Source organism: Gallaecimonas pentaromativorans, assembly GCF_003751625.1.
In the GTDB taxonomy this organism is placed as follows: Bacteria; Pseudomonadota; Gammaproteobacteria; order Enterobacterales; family Gallaecimonadaceae; genus Gallaecimonas; species Gallaecimonas pentaromativorans.
This window is the reverse complement of the sequence record NZ_RJUL01000008.1, coordinates 89,830-106,775: the sequence shown is the minus strand read 5'-3', so window position 1 is coordinate 106,775 and position 16,946 is coordinate 89,830. Positions and strand designations below refer to the sequence as shown.

17 protein-coding genes are annotated in these 16,946 nt (G+C 59.6%); 8 read left to right on the top strand and 9 right to left on the bottom strand.

Annotated elements, in window-relative coordinates:
• Positions 1 to 31: 31 nt before the first annotated feature.
• The 3 genes from EDC28_RS15075 to EDC28_RS15065 form a co-directional block, all read right to left on the bottom strand.
• The gene (locus EDC28_RS15075; protein ID WP_123422166.1) at positions 32 to 1,936 is read right to left on the bottom strand and encodes a TonB-dependent receptor domain-containing protein; all 1,905 of its coding nucleotides are present in this window, start codon (positions 1,934 to 1,936) and stop codon (positions 32 to 34) included.
• Positions 1,937 to 1,979: 43 nt separating this feature from the next.
• Complete coding sequence (locus tag EDC28_RS15070; RefSeq protein ID WP_123422165.1) at positions 1,980 to 3,035, bottom strand: bifunctional glycosyltransferase family 2/GtrA family protein; 1,056 nt, start codon at positions 3,033 to 3,035, stop codon at positions 1,980 to 1,982.
• 123 nt (positions 3,036 to 3,158) lie between these two features.
• On the bottom strand, positions 3,159 to 4,262 hold the full coding sequence (locus tag EDC28_RS15065; RefSeq protein ID WP_050659267.1) for a PQQ-dependent sugar dehydrogenase: 1,104 nt from the start codon (positions 4,260 to 4,262) through the stop codon (positions 3,159 to 3,161).
• A 136-nt stretch (positions 4,263 to 4,398) separates the two neighbouring features.
• Between EDC28_RS15065 and EDC28_RS15060 the strand changes: the two genes are divergently transcribed.
• The gene (locus tag EDC28_RS15060; RefSeq protein ID WP_123422164.1) at positions 4,399 to 5,376 is read left to right on the top strand and encodes a hydrolase; all 978 of its coding nucleotides are present in this window, start codon (positions 4,399 to 4,401) and stop codon (positions 5,374 to 5,376) included.
• 29 nt (positions 5,377 to 5,405) lie between these two features.
• Here EDC28_RS15060 and EDC28_RS15055 read toward each other — a convergent pair whose 3' ends face one another.
• Both EDC28_RS15055 and EDC28_RS15050 read right to left on the bottom strand, forming a co-directional pair.
• A complete protein-coding gene (locus tag EDC28_RS15055; protein WP_123422163.1) occupies positions 5,406 to 6,467 on the bottom strand; it encodes a DUF3103 family protein in 1,062 nt (353 codons plus the stop codon).
• A gap of 101 nt (positions 6,468 to 6,568) precedes the next feature.
• Complete coding sequence (locus EDC28_RS15050; RefSeq protein WP_050659264.1) at positions 6,569 to 7,447, bottom strand: LysR family transcriptional regulator ArgP; 879 nt, start codon at positions 7,445 to 7,447, stop codon at positions 6,569 to 6,571.
• A 93-nt stretch (positions 7,448 to 7,540) separates the two neighbouring features.
• Here EDC28_RS15050 and EDC28_RS15045 point away from each other — a divergent pair, with 93 nt between their 5' ends.
• From EDC28_RS15045 to EDC28_RS20030, 7 genes are all read left to right on the top strand, one after another.
• The gene (locus tag EDC28_RS15045) at positions 7,541 to 8,140 is read left to right on the top strand and encodes a LysE/ArgO family amino acid transporter (RefSeq protein WP_123422162.1); all 600 of its coding nucleotides are present in this window, start codon (positions 7,541 to 7,543) and stop codon (positions 8,138 to 8,140) included.
• Between the two features lie 65 nt (positions 8,141 to 8,205).
• Positions 8,206 to 8,427, top strand: coding sequence for a YheU family protein (locus EDC28_RS15040; RefSeq protein WP_050659262.1), 222 nt, complete (start codon positions 8,206 to 8,208; stop codon positions 8,425 to 8,427).
• Entirely contained in the window at positions 8,420 to 9,286 is an 867-nt protein-coding gene (locus tag EDC28_RS15035) for a phosphoribulokinase (protein WP_050659261.1), read from the top strand. Before EDC28_RS15040 ends, EDC28_RS15035 begins: the two co-directional genes overlap by 8 nt.
• Complete coding sequence (locus tag EDC28_RS15030; protein ID WP_050659260.1) at positions 9,279 to 9,776, top strand: NUDIX domain-containing protein; 498 nt, start codon at positions 9,279 to 9,281, stop codon at positions 9,774 to 9,776. The genes EDC28_RS15035 and EDC28_RS15030 overlap by 8 nt, the downstream gene beginning before the upstream one ends.
• Positions 9,773 to 10,219 (top strand): GNAT family N-acetyltransferase, encoded by a 447-nt coding sequence (locus EDC28_RS15025; protein ID WP_123422161.1) that lies wholly within the window; start codon positions 9,773 to 9,775, stop codon positions 10,217 to 10,219. Before EDC28_RS15030 ends, EDC28_RS15025 begins: the two co-directional genes overlap by 4 nt.
• Positions 10,220 to 10,246: 27 nt before the next feature.
• Positions 10,247 to 10,468: a hypothetical protein gene (locus EDC28_RS15020; RefSeq protein ID WP_123422160.1), complete on the top strand. Its 222-nt coding sequence runs from the start codon at positions 10,247 to 10,249 to the stop codon at positions 10,466 to 10,468.
• 89 nt (positions 10,469 to 10,557) lie between these two features.
• Positions 10,558 to 11,061 (top strand): hypothetical protein, encoded by a 504-nt coding sequence (locus EDC28_RS20030; protein ID WP_148049862.1) that lies wholly within the window; start codon positions 10,558 to 10,560, stop codon positions 11,059 to 11,061.
• 900 nt (positions 11,062 to 11,961) lie between these two features.
• Here EDC28_RS20030 and EDC28_RS15010 read toward each other — a convergent pair.
• The 4 genes from EDC28_RS15010 to EDC28_RS14995 all read right to left on the bottom strand — a co-directional run bounded on the left by EDC28_RS15010 (position 11,962) and on the right by EDC28_RS14995 (position 16,896).
• Positions 11,962 to 15,099 carry an efflux RND transporter permease subunit gene (locus EDC28_RS15010; protein ID WP_123422158.1) on the bottom strand — a complete coding sequence of 1,046 codons (3,138 nt, stop codon included), beginning with the start codon at positions 15,097 to 15,099 and terminating at the stop codon, positions 11,962 to 11,964.
• Positions 15,100 to 15,107: 8 nt separating this feature from the next.
• Positions 15,108 to 16,229: an efflux RND transporter periplasmic adaptor subunit gene (locus EDC28_RS15005; RefSeq protein WP_123422157.1), complete on the bottom strand. Its 1,122-nt coding sequence runs from the start codon at positions 16,227 to 16,229 to the stop codon at positions 15,108 to 15,110.
• Between the two features lie 130 nt (positions 16,230 to 16,359).
• Positions 16,360 to 16,701, bottom strand: coding sequence for a DUF6559 family protein (locus EDC28_RS15000; RefSeq protein ID WP_050659255.1), 342 nt, complete (start codon positions 16,699 to 16,701; stop codon positions 16,360 to 16,362).
• Between the two features lie 24 nt (positions 16,702 to 16,725).
• Positions 16,726 to 16,896: a PLDc N-terminal domain-containing protein gene (locus EDC28_RS14995; RefSeq protein ID WP_083445885.1), complete on the bottom strand. Its 171-nt coding sequence runs from the start codon at positions 16,894 to 16,896 to the stop codon at positions 16,726 to 16,728.
• Positions 16,897 to 16,946: the final 50 nt, after the last annotated feature.

Sequence of the window (16,946 nt, the reverse complement as noted above, 5' to 3'; positions counted from 1 at the left end):
GCGTTATCGTCTACTGGGAAAACTGCGCCGCTTAAAAGGTCCAGTCCAGCCCTAAGCTCCATTGCCGCCCCGGCAGGGGCTCCACATAGCGCCCGGCGCTTTGGTTAACCACTACCGCCCCTGCCAGCTTCTCATCCGCCAGGTTTTCCACCCGCGCCCACAGGTTCACCGGCCCAAAGCCGCCCTGCCAGCCCAAGTCCCAACGGTTACCGCCCGGCACATAGACGCTGTTGTCGGTGGTGGCAGCAGTGCGACTGCGATGGTGCCAGTCCAGCGCCAGTGACTGCGCGTCGGCAAAGAACCAAGACAGGCGCTGGCTCATGTCCAGCTTGGCGATGCCGGGAATGCGCTCGCCGGTGTCAAAGCTGGCATCCAGCCAGGTGCCGCTTAGGCGGTATTGCCAGTCGCCAAACTGGCGTACCAGCTCCCCTTCCAGGCCCTTGCGTTTAGAGTCTTCACCGTTGTCATAAACGGTGCGGCCGTTATCGCTTTGCACCACCACCAGCTCGCGGCTGCTGTCGATGTAAAAGCCAGTAACGGTGGCGTGCCATTGCCCCATTTCGGTACTGACACCAATCTCGGCCTGGCGGTGCTTGCTGCTTTGAAGGTCTTTGTTAAAGCCGCCGCCGTCTACCGAGTAAGCCATCTCGGTGAGGGTGGGGGTTTCAAAGCCCTCACCGATGCTGGCAAAGCCGGTCCAGCCCGGCGCCAGTTCGTGGCGATAGCCAAGGGCCCAGGCCAGCTCGTTGAAGTTGCCGCTGCCGCTGTCGTCGTTTTCAAAACGGTCATCGACGCTAAAACGGCTGTGGCTATAACGCACCCCGGCAGTAACACCGGCCACATCGGCAATGGCGTAGGTATCGAGGCTGCGGATGCGGCCGGTTTCGTCGCGGCGCAGTACGCCCTGGTGACCAAACTGGTTGGCATAGCCCTGGCGGTCGTCCTTCTGGCGGCGATACTCGCTGCCCAAAGTCCAGTTGACGTTTTGCCAGCTTGGGGTCCATTCCACCCGGGCGCCCTGGTTTTCACGGTCCAGATCGACAATACCCCCGGCGCTAGTATCGCCCACAAAGGTGAGGTACTGCAATACTTTGCGGTCGCCACTCCAACCGGACAAATGCCAGTCGCCCTGGTTGTAGTTCACGCCACTCAGGCGGTCACGCACGCTCTTGTGGGCATCGAATTTAATAGCGGCGGCGTTGCCGGCATCGGGGTCGGTTTGCCATTGGCTAAGGGTTTCAGATTGAGGGTCGTTCAGGCGCGGCTCGACGCTTTGCTGGGTAAAGGCGGTCAGCCCGCCGCTGCCGCCTGCCAGGCGCCACTGGTTGCGGCTGGCCTCGCTGTGGGGGCGAAAGCCGTCCATTTCCAGGCGCTGGCCACTCAGGCTCAGCCAGTTGTCGCCATCGCGGTAATTGCCAGTGGCATTGATGCGGCGCTGGCCGTCCTGCCCCACCATGGCGCCAACCTTGCCGCCGCTTTGCTCGGGCAGGCTGGAGCGCAATTGCAGCACGCCACCGGCGGCGTTGCCATAAAGGGCCGCCAGCGGGCCTTTGATCAAAAGCGCGTGATCAATGCTGCCAGCCTGCACCGCCGACAATTGCCCCTGGCCGTCAGCACTGGAAATGGGAATGCCGTCTTGCTCGATACGCAGGCTACGCACCCCGAAGCTGGAAGTGGCACCAAAGCCGCGCACCACCAGGCGGGTGTCTTGGGCCATGTTGACCCGCGAGTCCACCTGTAGGCCGGGCAGGCCCTGCAACCAGTCGCCGTTGTCCAATAACGGCCCAGCCTCTGGCTCGGCCAAGGAAGCCGACGGCAAGGTGGCCCCCAGGCGGTGGCCCTGCACCTCAATCACCTCGGTGTCGGTGCTGCTTGCAGCCTTTGGCAGGTCCTGAGCGCTCAGGCTCGCCATCATGATCCATGCGACTGGTGTCATTTTCTTTCCGAATTAGTGTCAGCGGGCCGGCAGAATAGCGGTTTTAAGCCTCTTTTTCTCGTAAAAAGACTACATACCTTTGTGCAATAAAGCTCACCACCATGATGACTCCCTCTGCCAGAGGCTTACCGATAAAGGGCGAAACCCCCATGCCGTAAAAGCCTTTGGTAAGGAAATAACCCAGCCCAATCAGGGTAATAGCCAACACGCTGTAACGGCCAGCCTCTTTGAGCAGACTGCCCTGGCTGCCAAAGACCCAGAGCCGGTTGCAGCCGAAATTAAAGACCGCCGAGCAAATCCTTGCCAGCACCATGGCCAGCAAAATCTCGCCGCTTACCATGTAGAGCAGCGCAAACAGCAGGTAATCGAGCCCCGCCGAAGCCAGCCCTACCCCGGCGAAACGGAAAAAGCGGCTGTAGATACGCAGCGAGTCGGCCAGGGGCCGAAAATGGCTGCTGGGGTTACCGGCTTCATAAACGGTGGCGATGGTCTTCTCGCCAATGGATATGCCGTTGTCCTTGGCCGCCAGCAGCATGTCCAGCTCGAACTCGTAGCCGTTGGCCTTGATGGCCAGCAATGCCTGGAAATAAGCCTTGGGTATGGCCCTAAGGCCAGTTTGGGTATCGCTAAGATGCTGGCCGGTAGCCAGGGCAAACACCTTCTCGGTGAGCTTGTTGCCAAAGCGCGAGCGCAGCGGCACTTGCTGGTCAAACTGGCGCACCCCCAGCCACAGCTTGCGAGGGTAGGCCTCCAGGCGCCGCGCCAGGGCCAGAATGTCGTCAGCCAGGTGCTGGCCGTCGGCATCGGCGGTGACCACTCCCGGGCAGTTATCGGCCCCATGGTCCTCGACCCAGGCCAGGCCGGTTTTGATGGCGGCGCCTTTACCCTGGTTACGCAGGTGATGAATAACCTCCACCCCGCGCAGCTCGGCCAGGGCATCGAACAGGGGTTTGAGGTGGCGATTGGAGCCATCATCCACCACCAGCACCGGGTAGTGGGGGCCACGGGCCTTGAGGGTAAGCACCAGTTGGTAGAGGGTTTCATCAGGCTGGTAGGCAGGGATCAGAATCACGGGCCTTGCCGCATTAACGCTGTTCACGACGTCCTCCTTGTGTCCGGCCTTGGCGCCGCCTGACGCGGCGCCCTTTATTCCAGCCTTACAAGACGCCCCTGTATGAACAATGAAACCCTTTGTTTAATAAGATATTCATTCAGATTTGGCTCAGCTCTTGGGGGCCGGCTCCAGGCGAATAAGGCGGCCGTCGTCGGCGTCGGTGAGCAGGTAGAGGTAACCGTCAGGCCCTTGTTTTACGTCGCGAATGCGCTGGCCGATGGGCACCATCAGCATCCGCTCTTCGCCGGTGATGCGGTTGCCGTCCAGCTCCAGGCGCACCAGTTGCATGAATTTAAGGGAACCAACAAACAGGTCTCCCTTCCAGTTGGGAAAGCGGTCGCCGGTATAAAAGGCCATGCCGGAGGGGGCAATGGACGGTACCCAGGTGTGGATGGCCGGTTCCATGCCGGCCTTGGCGCTGCCCTCGCCGATTTTGCCGCCGCCATATTCCTCGCCCATGGTGACTACCGGCCAGCCGTAATTCTTGCCGGCCCGGTCAATGTTCACCTCGTCGCCGCCTTGGGGGCCGTGCTCGTTGGTCCACAGCTCACCGGTGCGCGGATTAATGGCAGCGCCCTGCACGTTGCGGTGGCCATAAGACCAGATCTCGGGGCGCGCCCCCAGTTGGCCCACAAAGGGGTTGTCCTTGGGGATAGAGCCGTCTGGCCAGATGCGCACCACCTTGCCCAGGTCATTGGCTAGGTTTTGAGCTTGGTCGCGGGCGCTGTAACGCTCTCCCAGGGTAATAAAGAGGCTGCCGTCCGGGGCAAAAGCGAGCCGCGAGCCAAAGTGGGCGTAAGAGCTGAACTTGGGCACCTGGCTGAAGATCACCTTGAGCTGAGTGAGGGTGTCGCCTTTGAGCCGGGCTCTTGCCACGGCGGTGGAGTTGGTACCGGCCTGCTCAGAGGGCTCGGAATAAGAGAAATACACCCAGCCCTGGCGGTAGGCCACATCCAGCAAGCCGCCCTGGCCGCCCACGGCGATGGCGGGCAGGCCCTTGACCGGCTCGCTGAGCTTACCGCCCGGCTCGAGGACACGCAGCTGGCCGCTACGCTCGGTAATAAGGATGCGGCCATCGTCCATAAAGGCCATGCCCCAGGGGTGGTCCAGCCCCTGGGCCAGGGTTTGCACTTTCACCTCTGCCTGATCGGTGGTCACCGCCAGCGCCGGGGTGGCCAGCAGCGCCAGCCACAAATAAAAGAAGGGTTTCATGCCAGGCTCCTTTTTCTGCTTTGTGTTCAGCCTAGTCCGGTTGTGGCAACCGGATAGTGCTAATCGATTAATGACATTTGGTATAGGCTGGAAAGCTCAGTATGGTGTGCACCTCCTTGGTTGGATCAGAGCCGTTATGATCTCAGAGAGCCGTTTTGTTCCCGCGCTGGGGCTGGCCAACAGCCACGCCCAAACCCTGTTTCCTACCCTCAATCGCTCCAAGCCTTGGGTGGCTACCCGTGGCGAGTGGCTCACCACCCCTGACGGCGATCAACTGGGGCTGATGACCCCAAAGCCTGTTGTGGACGACCCGGCCAGGCCCCTAGTACTGGTGCTGCACGGCCTTGAAGGCTCGGTAAGCTCCCCTTATGTGCAAGGGCTGATGGAGGCGCTGCAAAAGGCCGATTTTCAGGTGGCGGTGATGCATTTTCGCGGCTGCGGCGGGGTGCCCAACAAGTTGCCACGGGCCTATCACAGCGGCGAAAGTGGCGACCCGCGCTGGCTGGCCGGGGTGCTCAAGGCTCGCTACCCCAGCACGCCGCTGATGGCGGTGGGCTACTCGTTGGGGGGCAATGTGCTGCTCAAATGGCTGGGCGAAGACGCTGGCCAAAGCCCGCTGGCCGCGGCGGTGGCGGTGTCAGCGCCCATGGATTTACTGGCGTCGTCCAAGCGCATTGGCAAGGGGTTGTCTCGGGTTTACCAGCGCCACCTATTAAACTGCCTGGCCCGCAGCCTGCGCCAAAAGGCGACCGATCCGGCCCTGGCGATGGCCATGCCCGATGTCGCCGACAGCCGGCTGTTTCGTGATTTCGCCACCTTCGACCACGCCTTTACCGCGCCGCTGCACGGCTTTGAAAGCGGCCGCGATTACTACGCCCGCGCCTCCAGCAAGCCGCTGCTGGCCGGTATTTGCCAGCCGACCTTGATAATCCACGCCAAGGACGACCCCTTTATCAGCCACAGCGCCATTCCCACCGAGGCCGAGCTCAGCCCCAGCACCACCTTGGAGCTCAGCGCCAAGGGCGGCCATGTGGGCTTTGTGAGCGGCAGCATCTGGCGGCCAAGCTATTACCTGGAGAGCCGCATTCCGGCCTTCTTGCAGCAGTTTCGCTAAGAAAAAAGCCCGCTTTCGCGGACTTTGCCTTACTGGGTGGGGTTAATGGTCTTGGGCACCAGGTTGACCCTGATATTGCCCGAGGCCCCAGGGTAGTTGCTGTACACCTGGTTTTGCTCAAGGGTGTAGAAGGCGTCCAGGTAGTCGTCGTCGTTGCTAAACCAGTTGCTGGGCATAGCCTTGATGATCTGCTGGCCAAGCTGGGCAAAAGGCAGCGCCTCTGGCACGCCACCGGCAGAAAGGGCCTGGCCCAACACCTGCACCAACAAACTGGCGAGATCCTGGAAGTTGTAGTCTGAGTCCTGCTCGAAGAACACCACGTCTGCCGCGCCCCAGCGGTACCTGTCCCAGTACACCAGCACCTGGTTGGGGTAATAGGTTTTGTCTTCGTCGTCCAGATACGGCATGTCGACAATATCCACCTGGGGTTCGTCGGCGAAGGGGTCGATACCCGCCACCACCGCAAAGACTTCGGCGTTGCCCAAAAGCCAAGGCTCTTGCACGTCGTTGGCGCGGATGGACTGCACCAGGGTGGTGGAAAGGGGCGCGGTGTCGGCGCTGACAACGGGGCTACTCAGGCCCGCCTCCACCAAGGCTTGGCGCACCAGTTTCAGGCCGGCGCTTTGCGCCTTGCGGCCGTCTTGGCCCACCACAAACACCGGCCGGGCCGGCAGTTGGTGTACGTCCAGCATCTGGCTGCTGCCGTCTGCCGCAAAGGCTTCAATGGCGCTCCATTGCGACTCGTCGCCGTCTGGCACGTAGGCCACCAGCGGCGCGGCGCCTTTATCCAGCGCCGCCTTCATGCTGGGATGCGCCAGGCGCACCTGCATCAGGCTGTCCACTTTGCCAGTCAGGCCGCGTTTGGCTTGTACCGCCAACTCGCGCTGCGCCGCCTCTGTGGCCAGGGCGTCAAGATGATACTGCTTTATCAGGGTACCGAGGGGTACGGCATAATCCTTGGCCACCGTGGCGGGCTGCCATTGGCCAAGGTCCCGGGCGAGATCCAGGGCCAGTTGGCGATCGCTATTGGCGGCAAGGGCGGGGGCAGAGCACAGGCTCGCCACCAGGGTCAGTAACAGGGTTTTGTTCATCGTTATCTCCATCTATCCGTGATGGGAGAGGGCCAGGCCAGCATGGCGGCCCGGCAAGAGACGATGAAGGGCAAAAATTATTGTGACGAAAAAGTTAATGCTTATTTTCTAAGCGATAACGTGGCCTGCATCACCGCTTCGGTAAGGGCCTGCAGCGGGCCGGCGTCCAGGCGGCGCTGGTGCCAATAGAGCCGCACCTTGATGCGATCTTTGGGGGTCAGCTCCACCACCTTGCCGCTGTCGATGGCTTCTTGGGCCTGCCAAACCGGCACTAAGGTCCAGGCTAGGCCTTTGATGGCGGCGTCTACAAAGCTTTGGGCGGCCGGCATGGTGTGTACCGGGAAATCGCCGTCTTTAAGCTGCCAGGGGTTTAAAAACTGCAACAGCAGGTGGTCGTGGTGGCCGTACACCATGGCGGTGGCGGCCTTGAACGCCTCGCTGGTGGGGCCTTCGGGGAAGTAGTCGGCAGCATAGCTGGGGCTGGCGATGGCGGTATAAGGCATGGTGCCAAGGAAGGTGGCGTTGCAACCCTGTACCGCCTGGCCAAAGGCGCTCACCGCAGCCAGCACGTCGCCGTCTTTGAGCTTTTCGTGGGTGATGTCTTGGTCCATCACCAGCAGGTCTACCAGCAGTTTGTCCTTTACCTGCACCACCGCATCCAAAAACCAGGTAGCCAGGCTGTCGGCATTAAGGGCGATGCGAATGCGGGGCCGCTCCTCATTGAGCTGCGGCAAGCGCGCCGCCAGCTCGGCCGACAACAGTTGCAGCTCTTGATAATGGCGATAGAGCACCTGGCCCAGCTCGGTCAGCCGAATAGGCTGGCTGCGCACCACCACCGGCCCCCCCAGCCGCTCCTCCAGAGCACGAATGCGCAACGAGATGGAACCTTGAGTGAGGTTAAGCCAGCGGGCGGCCTGTTCAAAGGAACCTTGTTCGACAACGGCGGCCAGGGCGGCCAGGTGTTTAGGGTCAAGCTGCATAATTTTATTTAATGACTTATTTGAATATATTTCTTTTTATAATACCGAAAGCCCCCTAGCCTTACATCCAGAATGTTTTTCTGGGTTTGTCGCATGTTTATTCTTGTCTTCACCAAAGGCCTGCTCACGGCAATGGGCCTTATCGTTGCCATTGGCGCGCAGAATACCTTTGTATTAAGCCAGGGCCTGCGCCGCGAGCACCACTGGCTGGTCGCATCGGTATGCACTTTCTTTGATCTGCTGTTTATCCTGCTGGGAGTGCTGGGGCTGGCGACCTTCCTGCAAAGCCTGCCGTGGCTGGTGGCCTTGTTGCAATACGTGGGCGCGGCCTATCTTTTGTACCTGGCCTGGCAGGCGGCCAAGCGGGTGAAAGACTTACACGGCCTGAGCGCCCTGCCCGAGCGGCGCCTGAGCCGGAAAAAAGCGCTGATGACAGCCCTTGCCGTGACCCTTGCCAACCCCCAGGTGTTTTTAGAAACCGCCTTTATTATCGGCACCCTGGCGGGTGACCAGGGCCCGGCCAAATGGGCCTTTGCCGTTGGCGCCATGACCACCTCCCTGCTCTGGTTTTACGGTCTTAGCCTGCTGGCCAGCCGCTTGGCACCGCTGCTGGCGCGGCCCCGGGCCTGGCAATGTATCGACGCCTTTACGGCAGTGCTGATGACCGCGCTTGCGCTGTCGTTGGTGCTCTAGTCTGGTGGTTGGCAGCGGCGGCATTCTTGCTACACTGGAGGGCCTGGCTTAACTGAGTAACTCCCATGATCGTGCCCTGGCAGGCGTTAGAAGCCGACACCCTCGACAGTATCATTGAGCACTTCGTGCTCCGCGAGGGCACTGATTACGGCGACCAGGAAGTCCCCCTGGCCCAGAAGGCGGCCCAGGTAAAAGCCCAATTGGCCAGAGGTGAAGCGGTGCTGTTATGGTCAGAGCACCATGAAACCCTGAACATTGTCTCCAAGGATCAGGTTCCCCATGTCTAAGCGCCACCCTGTTATTGCGGTTACCGGCTCCAGCGGCGCCGGTACCACCACCACTAGCCTGGCTTTTCAGCATATCTTCGCCGCCGAAGGGGTTAACGCCGCCTTTGTAAACGGCGACGCCTTCCACCGCTATACCCGCCAGGAAATGCAAGCCGCCGTACGCAAGGCCCGCGACGAAGGCCGCCATATCAGCCACTTTGGCGAAGAGTCCAACGATCTTGAGCGCCTGGAAAAGCTCTTTTCCCAGTACGGCAAGCAAGGCACCGGTGACACCCGTAAATACCTGCACACCTTTGACGAAGCGGTGCCCCACAACCAGCTGCCCGGCACCTTTACCCCCTGGCAAAGCCTGCCGGAGAACACCGATTTGATGTTCTACGAAGGGCTGCACGGCGGCGTGAAGACCGACCACGTCGACGTGGCCCAGCACGTGGATCTGCTGGTAGGCATGGTGCCCATCGTCAACCTTGAGTGGATCCAGAAAATCATCCGCGACACCGAAGAGCGCGGCCACAGCCGCGAGAAGGTGCGCGAGTCCATCGTTCGCTCCATGGACGACTACTTCAACTTCATCACTCCGCAATTCTCCCGCACCCATATCAACTTCCAGCGGGTGCCCATGGTGGACACCTCCAACCCCTTCTCGGCCAAGGCCATTCCCACCGCCGACGAAACCCTGGTGGTGGTGCGCTTTCGCAACATGCCGCAGGTGGATTTCCCCTACCTGTTGCAGATGATCCACGGCTCCTTCATCTCCCGCATGAACACCCTGGTGGTGCCCGGCGGCAAAATGGGCCTGGCCATGGAGCTTATCTTGCGCCCCATAGTGCGTAAGATCTTGGAGCAGCGTTATGCATGAAGAATGGATGGTGGAGGTGGATGACCGTGACCAGCCCCTCGGCCGGGTGCTGCGCAGCACCTTCCCCTTCGGCGAGAAAATTCACCGCACCACCTTTATCTTTGTGCTGAGCGACGACAACCAGCTTTGCGTGCAAACCCGCGCCACCAGCAAAGGCTATTGCCCCGGCCTTCGAGATCTCGCCGCCGGCGGCGTGGTGGACTGGCAAGAAAGCTACCTTAGCTGCGCCCAGCGGGAGCTGGCCGAAGAGCTGGGCCTTGAGGGCAAGCTGACGCTACTGGGTAAGTTCCTCCACAAAAGCCAAGGTAACTACAGCTTTGGGGTCGCCTACGGCTGCCGCCACAATGGCCCGGTCAACCCGCAAGATGACGAAGTGACCAGCTTTGAATGGCTGGCGCTGGATGAGCTGCTGCAAAGCCCCGGCCCCGCCTTTACCCCCGACAGCCTCGACGCCTTTCACCGCTTTAAAGGATTTTTGCCCTACCTATGAACTGGGTTATCACGCACCAGCAAGACTTGAGCACTAGCGAACTGTACGCCTGCCTTGCCCTTCGCACCGCCGTGTTTGTGGTGGAACAAAACTGCCCCTACCAAGAAGTGGACGGCAACGATCTCACCGGCGACAGCTACCACCTGATGGCCTGGGAAAACGGCAAGCTGCTGGCCTACCTGCGCATCCTCGACCCGGCGCTTAATCAAGGCCGGGTGATCATCGGCCGGGTCGTCACCGACGCTAGCGCCCGCGACCGCAAACTGGGCCACGCCATGATGGAACGGGCGTTAGCCTTTATCGCCGAGCGCTTCCCCTGTCTCCCGGTGAAATTAGGCGCACAAGCCCATTTACAGGGGTTTTATGGGCGGTATGGGTTTGTGGCGGAAGGTGAAGAGTATCTAGAGGATGGGATACCGCATATTGATATGGTGAATAAATAATTTATTTAGTCTAAATAGGGAATAAAAATGAGCCAGGTTGACTTAAAATTAGAATTGCATGAACTCGACGACTCCTACGAATTTAGACTCATCGATACGCTTCTGCTGGCCGTCTCAAAAGATGAAGTAACGGATGAATTACTTGATCAAGTCTACGACGGACTGGTAAAGGCTTTTGGTCTTGGAATATACCTGGGACAAGAGTCTGTAAAAAATGGATCAACCGGATTCTCTGTTAAAGCTGAATAAGTAGGGATACATTATTTAATTACCTTATTTATATTTAATATAAGTGGCTGATCCATATTCGATAACAGTGTTATATTTCGGAGTAAACTATGGCAAGGAATAGCCCGACAGACCTTCAAATCCTACAAACAATCTATGACCTCTACTACGATGAATTTTGTGCTTACGATCAGGATGAAACTATTCGTGGTTCAAAGATCTTTGTCCCTGTCGATTGCTATAGAGTAGCTAGTAAACTGAAAACCAATGGGGATATTGTTTTTGGTCGACTTTACTATCACTTGGCAAATAAATACAAATATACTGACCATGATAATGGTACAGCTCCAGTAGTAAGATTGTTTGAATTTCAAATGGAAGAAGATCCAAAGTGTGTACATTTTCCCTTTATGGCATCTGTTTTGGCCGACCTCAAAGTTCAAGACCGTAGATTTAAGCTAACTCTGACTGCATCAATTGCTGCGTTGTGCATTTCAATTGCTTCGTTATTTTTAACAGGATTTGAAAAATTTTCTTCGGACACCGCGAAAGAAAAAGTTGAACTGAAATATTACAAGCCAATTAATCCGCCCACTTTCGCATCAACTGATTGACACGTTTACTTGCCGGTTCCCGCACCGGCGGGCGGGGTACTTTGTTTTACTCAGGCCATCCCTGGCCTTCGCCCTTCGGGCCATCGTCGCGGTGCTCCGATGTTCAAAATCGCTCCCGGCGATTTTGTCGCGATGTCTTCGCTTCTAGTCGCTTGCCGCTGGTCCAATTATCGAATGGTCACGGAAATGCGGACCTTCCATGGTGGTTGGGCCCAGCTCGGCCGTCCTCGGCCTCGCGCGAAGCTGCATGAAAGCTGTGCTTTCATTTCGACCTTCGCCCCTGTCTCAGCTGCCCCTCCACGTCAGTTCGCGGACAAGCCGCTCCCGCTCACCAGCTAAAATCAGTCCACCGGACTGATTTCTTAACGCGCTCGCCCCGCCAGCGAAGCGCTCCACTTAACGGACTCCGTGGCCTCACCATCTGGATATGAAGTATCTGGACGATTGCTGCTTCGTTGAATCAATGCCAAAAACAAGCAACCAAGAAATAATCTCCCTTGAAAGTACATTTGCCTATTAGCAGACGGCTTCCCGGTCCCGATCTAAGAACGAAGCATGTTAGCCAGCGGCTAAGTGGGATCTGGAGATGCTGCTCTTGGGGCCCCTTTAAGTGGAGCGCCTTACTGGCGGGAGCGGGAGCTGATGTGAGTCAGGGATGACGAACAAGCGGAAGACGCGCCTGGAGCGCGTGTGGAGCGGTCAGCGGCAAGCGACCAGAAGTAAGGACGTCGCGTAACGCCGGGGGGTCTTTCTTTGCCTACTTTCTTGGACAAGCAAGAAAGTAGGTCGCCCGCCGGGGCGAGTCCCGGCATCTAAAGTAACCAACCCCTTACAAGGTGTTTGCTAAGAAGCGGGACTCAATGACAACCCCTAGGCGACTCAGGTCAGCTCAGAGCGGACTCAAGACTGAACCAGCGCCGCAGCAGTATCCTCAGATACCACCTTATCCTTCCGATGATCCCTGGCGATCAGCATATAAAGGCTGGGCACTACCCAGAGGGTAAAGAGGGTGCCAAGGGCCATGCCGCCCACCAGCACCAGGCCGATAGAGTTGCGGGCGGCGGCGCCGGGGCCGTCGACCAGGGTCAGTGGGAAGTGACCGGCGACGGTGGCCACCGAGGTCATCAGCACCGGGCGTAGCCGGGTCATGGCGGCGTCGTGGATGGCCTCCAGTTTGTCTTTGCCCTGCTCTTGCAGCTTGTTGGCAAACTCGACAATCAAGATGCCGTTTTTGGCCACCAACCCCACCAGGGTCACCAGCCCCACCTGGGCGTAGATATTGAGGGTGGTGGTCCAGCCGTTGGTCCAAAAGGGGATATCCGGGTTGGGCATTTTCAGCACCGTAAACAGCAGCGCGCCGAACATGGCCAACGGCACCGAGCCCAGCAGGATCACCAATGGATCGCGAAAGGAATTAAACTGCACCGCCAGCACCAGGAAGATCATCAATATCGCCATACCCAGCGCCGGCAGGAATTTCCCCCCTTCGGTGCGCAGCTGTCGCGACTCGCCGGTGTAGTTGACGCTGTAATTGGGGGGCAACACCTCGGCTGCCGCTTTATCCAGGGCGTTAAGGCCCTCGTCGAGGCGAGCGGTGAGGCCCGAGAGCTTGATGGCGTTCAGTTGCTGAAAGCGGTTAAGGCTACGGGGCACGGTGCTGTTTTCGATATGGGCAAAGGTGCTGACCGGCACCAGCTGGCCACCGGGGCCGGTGACATAAAGGCCTTCAAGCTGCTCAGGGTTAAGCCGTTCGGCCCGCACCAGCTGGGGTATCACCTTGTAGGCGCGGCCCTCGATATTAAAGCGGTTCACGTAATTGCCGCCCATGGCGGCGCCCAGATCCCGGCCCACATCGCGGTTGGTAAGCCCCATGGCCGCCAGCTTTTCGTGGTCCAGCACGATGCTGGCCTGGGGCTGGTCAATCTTCAAATCGATTTGCGGCGGGAAGTAAAAGAGCCCGCTTTCCATAGCCTTTTGTTGCAGCTGCTGGGCGTAGGCCAGCATCTGCTTGGGCTCGTCGGTGGAGAGCAGCAAAAACTCCACCGGGAAATTGGAGCCCCCCGGCAGCGCCGGTGGCTGGGCGGCGAAGATTTGCATGCCGGGAATGTTGGACAGCCCCGCCTGCACCTCGGGCACTATTTCGCGCACCGCGCGGCGGCGCTGGTTCCAGGGTTTGACCACCATGCCGGAAAAGCCCCCTACATCGAGGGCGGCGGCAAAGGGGTCTGAGGGGGAGAGCAAAATTTGAAAAGTGGCGTCGCACTCGGGGGTATCCAAAAACACCTGCTGGGCCGCCTCGCCGTAAAGGCGTTTTTGGTCGGCCGAGGCATTGGCGGCGTTGTAGAGAATACCGAACATAAAGCCTTGATCTTCAAGGGGTGCCAGTTCCTTTGGCGAGAAAATGTACATGGGCACCACCATCAGGCTAAGCCCGCCCCACAGCACATAGACGGCGCTGCGGCGCTTGAGTACAGCCCCAAGGGCCCGGCCATAACCGAGGCGCAGCCGGTCAAACTTGTGGTTCACCCAGCCGGTAAAGCCGCGCTCTTCCTTGTCGGCGCTGCGTAGCAGTTTGGCGCTCATCATCGGCGATAAGGTCAGGGCGACAATGCCGGAGATGGTCACGGCGCCGGCCAGGGTCAGGGCAAATTCGCGGAACAAGGCGCCAGTCAGCCCCCCTTGCAGGCCGATGGGGGTGTAAACGGCGGCCAAGGTCAGGGTCATGGCAATTACCGGGCCCACCAGCTCCCGAGCCCCAATCAGCGCCGCCTCGCGGGGAGTGCGCCCTTCGCGAAGGTGGCGCTCGACGTTCTCCACCACCACGATGGCGTCGTCCACCACCAAGCCCACTGACAGCACGATGGCCAGCAGGGTTAACAGGTTGAGGGTAAAGCCGAAGATCTGCATCAAAAACACGGCGCCAATCAAGGACACCGGTATCGCCACTATCGGCACCAGCACCGAGCGCACCGAGCCCAGGAACAGGAAGATCACGATGATAACGATGACCAAGGTGTCCAGCAGGGTGCCCAGCACCTCGTGAATGGCGCTGGAGATGTACTCGGAAGCGTCGTAACCCACCAGGGCGGTCATGCCTGCCGGTAAGTCGGCCTGCAGGGCCGCCAAGTCTTCACGGACCCGTTTTATCACCGAGATGGTGTTGGAATTGGGCAGCGGGAAGATGCCCATAAACACCGCCGTCTGGCCGTTAAAACTGGCCTGGGTGTCGTAGTCTTCGGCGCCCAGCTCCACCTTGGCCACGTCTTCGAGGCGCACTATGGTGTCGTTTTGCTGGCGCACCACCAGCTTTTTAAAGGCCTGGGCGGTGTGCAAATCGGTGTTGGCAGTGAGGTAGGTTTGCACCAAGGCGCCCTTGGTCTGGCCCACCGCCGACAAAAAGTTGTTGGCGGCCAGGGCGTCAAACACCTGGGCCGGGCTGACGTTAAGGGCCGCCAGCTTTGCTGGCTCCAGCCACACCCGCATGGCATAGGTGCGGGCGCCGTAAATTTCCACCCGCTGCACCCCGGTCAGGGCCGAGAGCCTGGGCTGCACCACCCGCACCAGGTAGTCGGTTATCTGGCTTTGCGACAAGGTCTTGGAGGCAAAGCTCAGGTAAGCGGCGGCAAATTCAGAATCGGCCGACTGCACGCTGATGGCCGGCAGCTCGGCCTCAGGCGGCAGCTGGTTGCGCACCTGGTTGACCTTGGCGGTGATGTCCGCCAGCGCCTTGGTGGTATCCACATTGAGCTTGAGCCGGGCTGTGACCATGGACAGCCCCAGCAGGCTTTTCGATTCCACGTAATCAATGCCGTCGGCCGAGGCGATGGCCCCTTCGATGGCGGTGGTGACAAAGCCCCGCACTACCTCGGCGCTGGCGCCAATGTAGGGGGTAGCGACGGTAACAGAGGCGTTTTCACTGCGCGGATATTGGCGCACCGACAGCGAGTTGGCGGCCTGCAGCCCGGCAATGATGATGAGGATATTGACCACCAGGGCCAGTACCGGGCGCGTAACGAACAGATCGGTGATGGCTTTCATGGCGGCGCTCAGGTGTTGTCGGGCTTGGGATCAAGCTGGAAGTGCGGAGCAAGGCTGTTGTCCACCTCCACCGCCATCCCCGGGAACAGCTTGAACACCCCGGTGCTCACCACTTGCTGGCCGGCTTCAAGGCCCTTTTGCACCACCACAAAATCCCCTCGCTGCTCACCCAGTTCCACCGGCTGCTGGCGAAGGCTGAGCTGGTCGCCGGCCTTTTCCACCACAAACACCGAATCGCCGTATGCCCCCGGCTGCACGGCGGTGATGGGGATCAGCAGCACGGTTCGACTTTGCGCTTCCGCCAGGCTCACCGTCACGTACATGCCGGGGCGCAGCTGGCCCTCTGGGTTGGCAAAGGTGGCCTGCACCCGCAGGTTGCGGGTGGCAGGGTCCAAGTCAGGGTTGAGGGCACTCACCTTGCCGGTGAGCTGCTGGCCGCCGAAGGCGTCAATATCGGCGGTTACCGCCAGGCCATCGGCCAGCAGCGCCAGGTAGCGCTGAGGCAGGGAGAATTCCACATAGATAGGGTCCAAAGACTGCAACGACACCACGTTGCTGCCCTTGTCGAGAAACTGCCCCAGGCTCACCTGGCGAATACCCAGGCGCCCGGCAAAGGGGGCGCGCAGGATTTTCTTGTCGATAAGGGCCTGAATGTAAGCCACCTGGGCCTGGGTTTGCTGCACCGTGGCCCGGGCTTGGTCCAGCTCCCCCTGGGAGATGTTGTGGCTGGTGATAAGCTCGCGGGCCCGTTTTTCGGTCAACAGCGCCAGGGCGGCGGCGGCCTGGGCCTCTTTCAGCTGGGCTTGTTCTACTTCGTCGTCCAGGTATAAAAGCGGCGCCCCGCTAGCCACTTCGGCGCCAGCGGTAAAAGCGATGGTTTTGACCCGCCCTTCGGCCTCTACCCTCAGCTGCGCTCCCTGCATGGCCACCACTGTGCCCACCGCCGGCAGCCGGTTACGCCACTGGCTTTGCTGCACCTCGGCCACATTGACCTTCTGGGGCGGCATCTGCATCTGGGCGCCAGCCGCTGCCATGGCTTGAAATTGGCTGCTTTTTATCAGCACCAGCATTGCCGCCACCAGCAGCGCCAGCACCAGCCCCAAACCCGACCACAGGAATTTTCTCAGCATCCGATGCCCGCTCCCCCACGGGCAAACCTACTGCATCTGGCATGTTGCCAAAGTGTAGCAGCGCCACGGGTAAAGCCTTGGATCGCAAAAGCGCCCCGAGGGGCGCTTTTATCTCATTGTGATCAGCAGCTTAGTGGCTGGACTCGAACTCGGCTTCCTGCTCGGCCAGGTGCAGCACTTCGCGCACCGTAAAGTCGGTACGGCCGGCAAAGAGGGCGCGGCCGAGCTGGCGGCGGCAGCTGTCCCAGGTGTGGCTGGACTCGCCGGTGATCTGCATGAAATCACGCTTATCGCAGAACAGGGCGTAGGCGAGATAACGGTGGTTGGGTAGCTTGCCTAAGGACTTTTTCAGCGCCCAGTCCACCTGGGCGGGGGTGTAGCTTGGCAAGGAAGAAAACTGCTTAACCAGCAGTTGTGGGGTAGCCCGTAACAGGCGACGGGCGCGCATGGATTGGAAGATATCCCTGAGCATGATGACGTCCTTGTGTCGGTGTGGTTACTTGCGGCCGGGGCCAGCAAAAAACCAGATGATGAGTCCAATCAATGGCAACACCAGTATCAACAAGACCCACAGTAATTTCTCGACCGGTTTGGCGCCACTCTTTAGCACCTGCACTATGGCGTAGATATCGGCGATGAGAATAATAAGACCGATGATCCCTTTCATTGGCTCTCCTTGCTGTGTGCCGTCTTTCCCAGTCTAGATCAGTGTCAGCG

Excerpts from the sequence above, each read along its gene's own strand:
- EDC28_RS15075 (WP_123422166.1), bottom strand. The coding sequence starts at position 1,936 with ATGACACCAGTCGCATGGATCATGATGGCGAGCCTGAGCGCTCAGGAC.
- EDC28_RS15065 (WP_050659267.1), bottom strand. The coding sequence starts at position 4,262 with ATGAAACCCTTCTTTTATTTGTGGCTGGCGCTGCTGGCCACCCCGGCG.
- EDC28_RS15060 (WP_123422164.1), top strand. The coding sequence starts at position 4,399 with ATGATCTCAGAGAGCCGTTTTGTTCCCGCGCTGGGGCTGGCCAACAGC.
- EDC28_RS15055 (WP_123422163.1), bottom strand. The coding sequence starts at position 6,467 with ATGAACAAAACCCTGTTACTGACCCTGGTGGCGAGCCTGTGCTCTGCC.
- EDC28_RS15050 (WP_050659264.1), bottom strand. The coding sequence starts at position 7,447 with ATGCAGCTTGACCCTAAACACCTGGCCGCCCTGGCCGCCGTTGTCGAA.
- EDC28_RS15045 (WP_123422162.1), top strand. The coding sequence starts at position 7,541 with ATGTTTATTCTTGTCTTCACCAAAGGCCTGCTCACGGCAATGGGCCTT.
- EDC28_RS15040 (WP_050659262.1), top strand. The coding sequence starts at position 8,206 with ATGATCGTGCCCTGGCAGGCGTTAGAAGCCGACACCCTCGACAGTATC.
- EDC28_RS15035 (WP_050659261.1), top strand. The coding sequence starts at position 8,420 with ATGTCTAAGCGCCACCCTGTTATTGCGGTTACCGGCTCCAGCGGCGCC.
- EDC28_RS15030 (WP_050659260.1), top strand. The coding sequence starts at position 9,279 with ATGCATGAAGAATGGATGGTGGAGGTGGATGACCGTGACCAGCCCCTC.
- EDC28_RS15025 (WP_123422161.1), top strand. The coding sequence starts at position 9,773 with ATGAACTGGGTTATCACGCACCAGCAAGACTTGAGCACTAGCGAACTG.
- EDC28_RS15020 (WP_123422160.1), top strand. The coding sequence starts at position 10,247 with ATGAGCCAGGTTGACTTAAAATTAGAATTGCATGAACTCGACGACTCC.
- EDC28_RS20030 (WP_148049862.1), top strand. The coding sequence starts at position 10,558 with ATGGCAAGGAATAGCCCGACAGACCTTCAAATCCTACAAACAATCTAT.
- EDC28_RS15010 (WP_123422158.1), bottom strand. The coding sequence starts at position 15,099 with ATGAAAGCCATCACCGATCTGTTCGTTACGCGCCCGGTACTGGCCCTG.
- EDC28_RS15005 (WP_123422157.1), bottom strand. The coding sequence starts at position 16,229 with ATGCTGAGAAAATTCCTGTGGTCGGGTTTGGGGCTGGTGCTGGCGCTG.
- EDC28_RS15000 (WP_050659255.1), bottom strand. The coding sequence starts at position 16,701 with ATGCTCAGGGATATCTTCCAATCCATGCGCGCCCGTCGCCTGTTACGG.
- EDC28_RS14995 (WP_083445885.1), bottom strand. The coding sequence starts at position 16,896 with ATGAAAGGGATCATCGGTCTTATTATTCTCATCGCCGATATCTACGCC.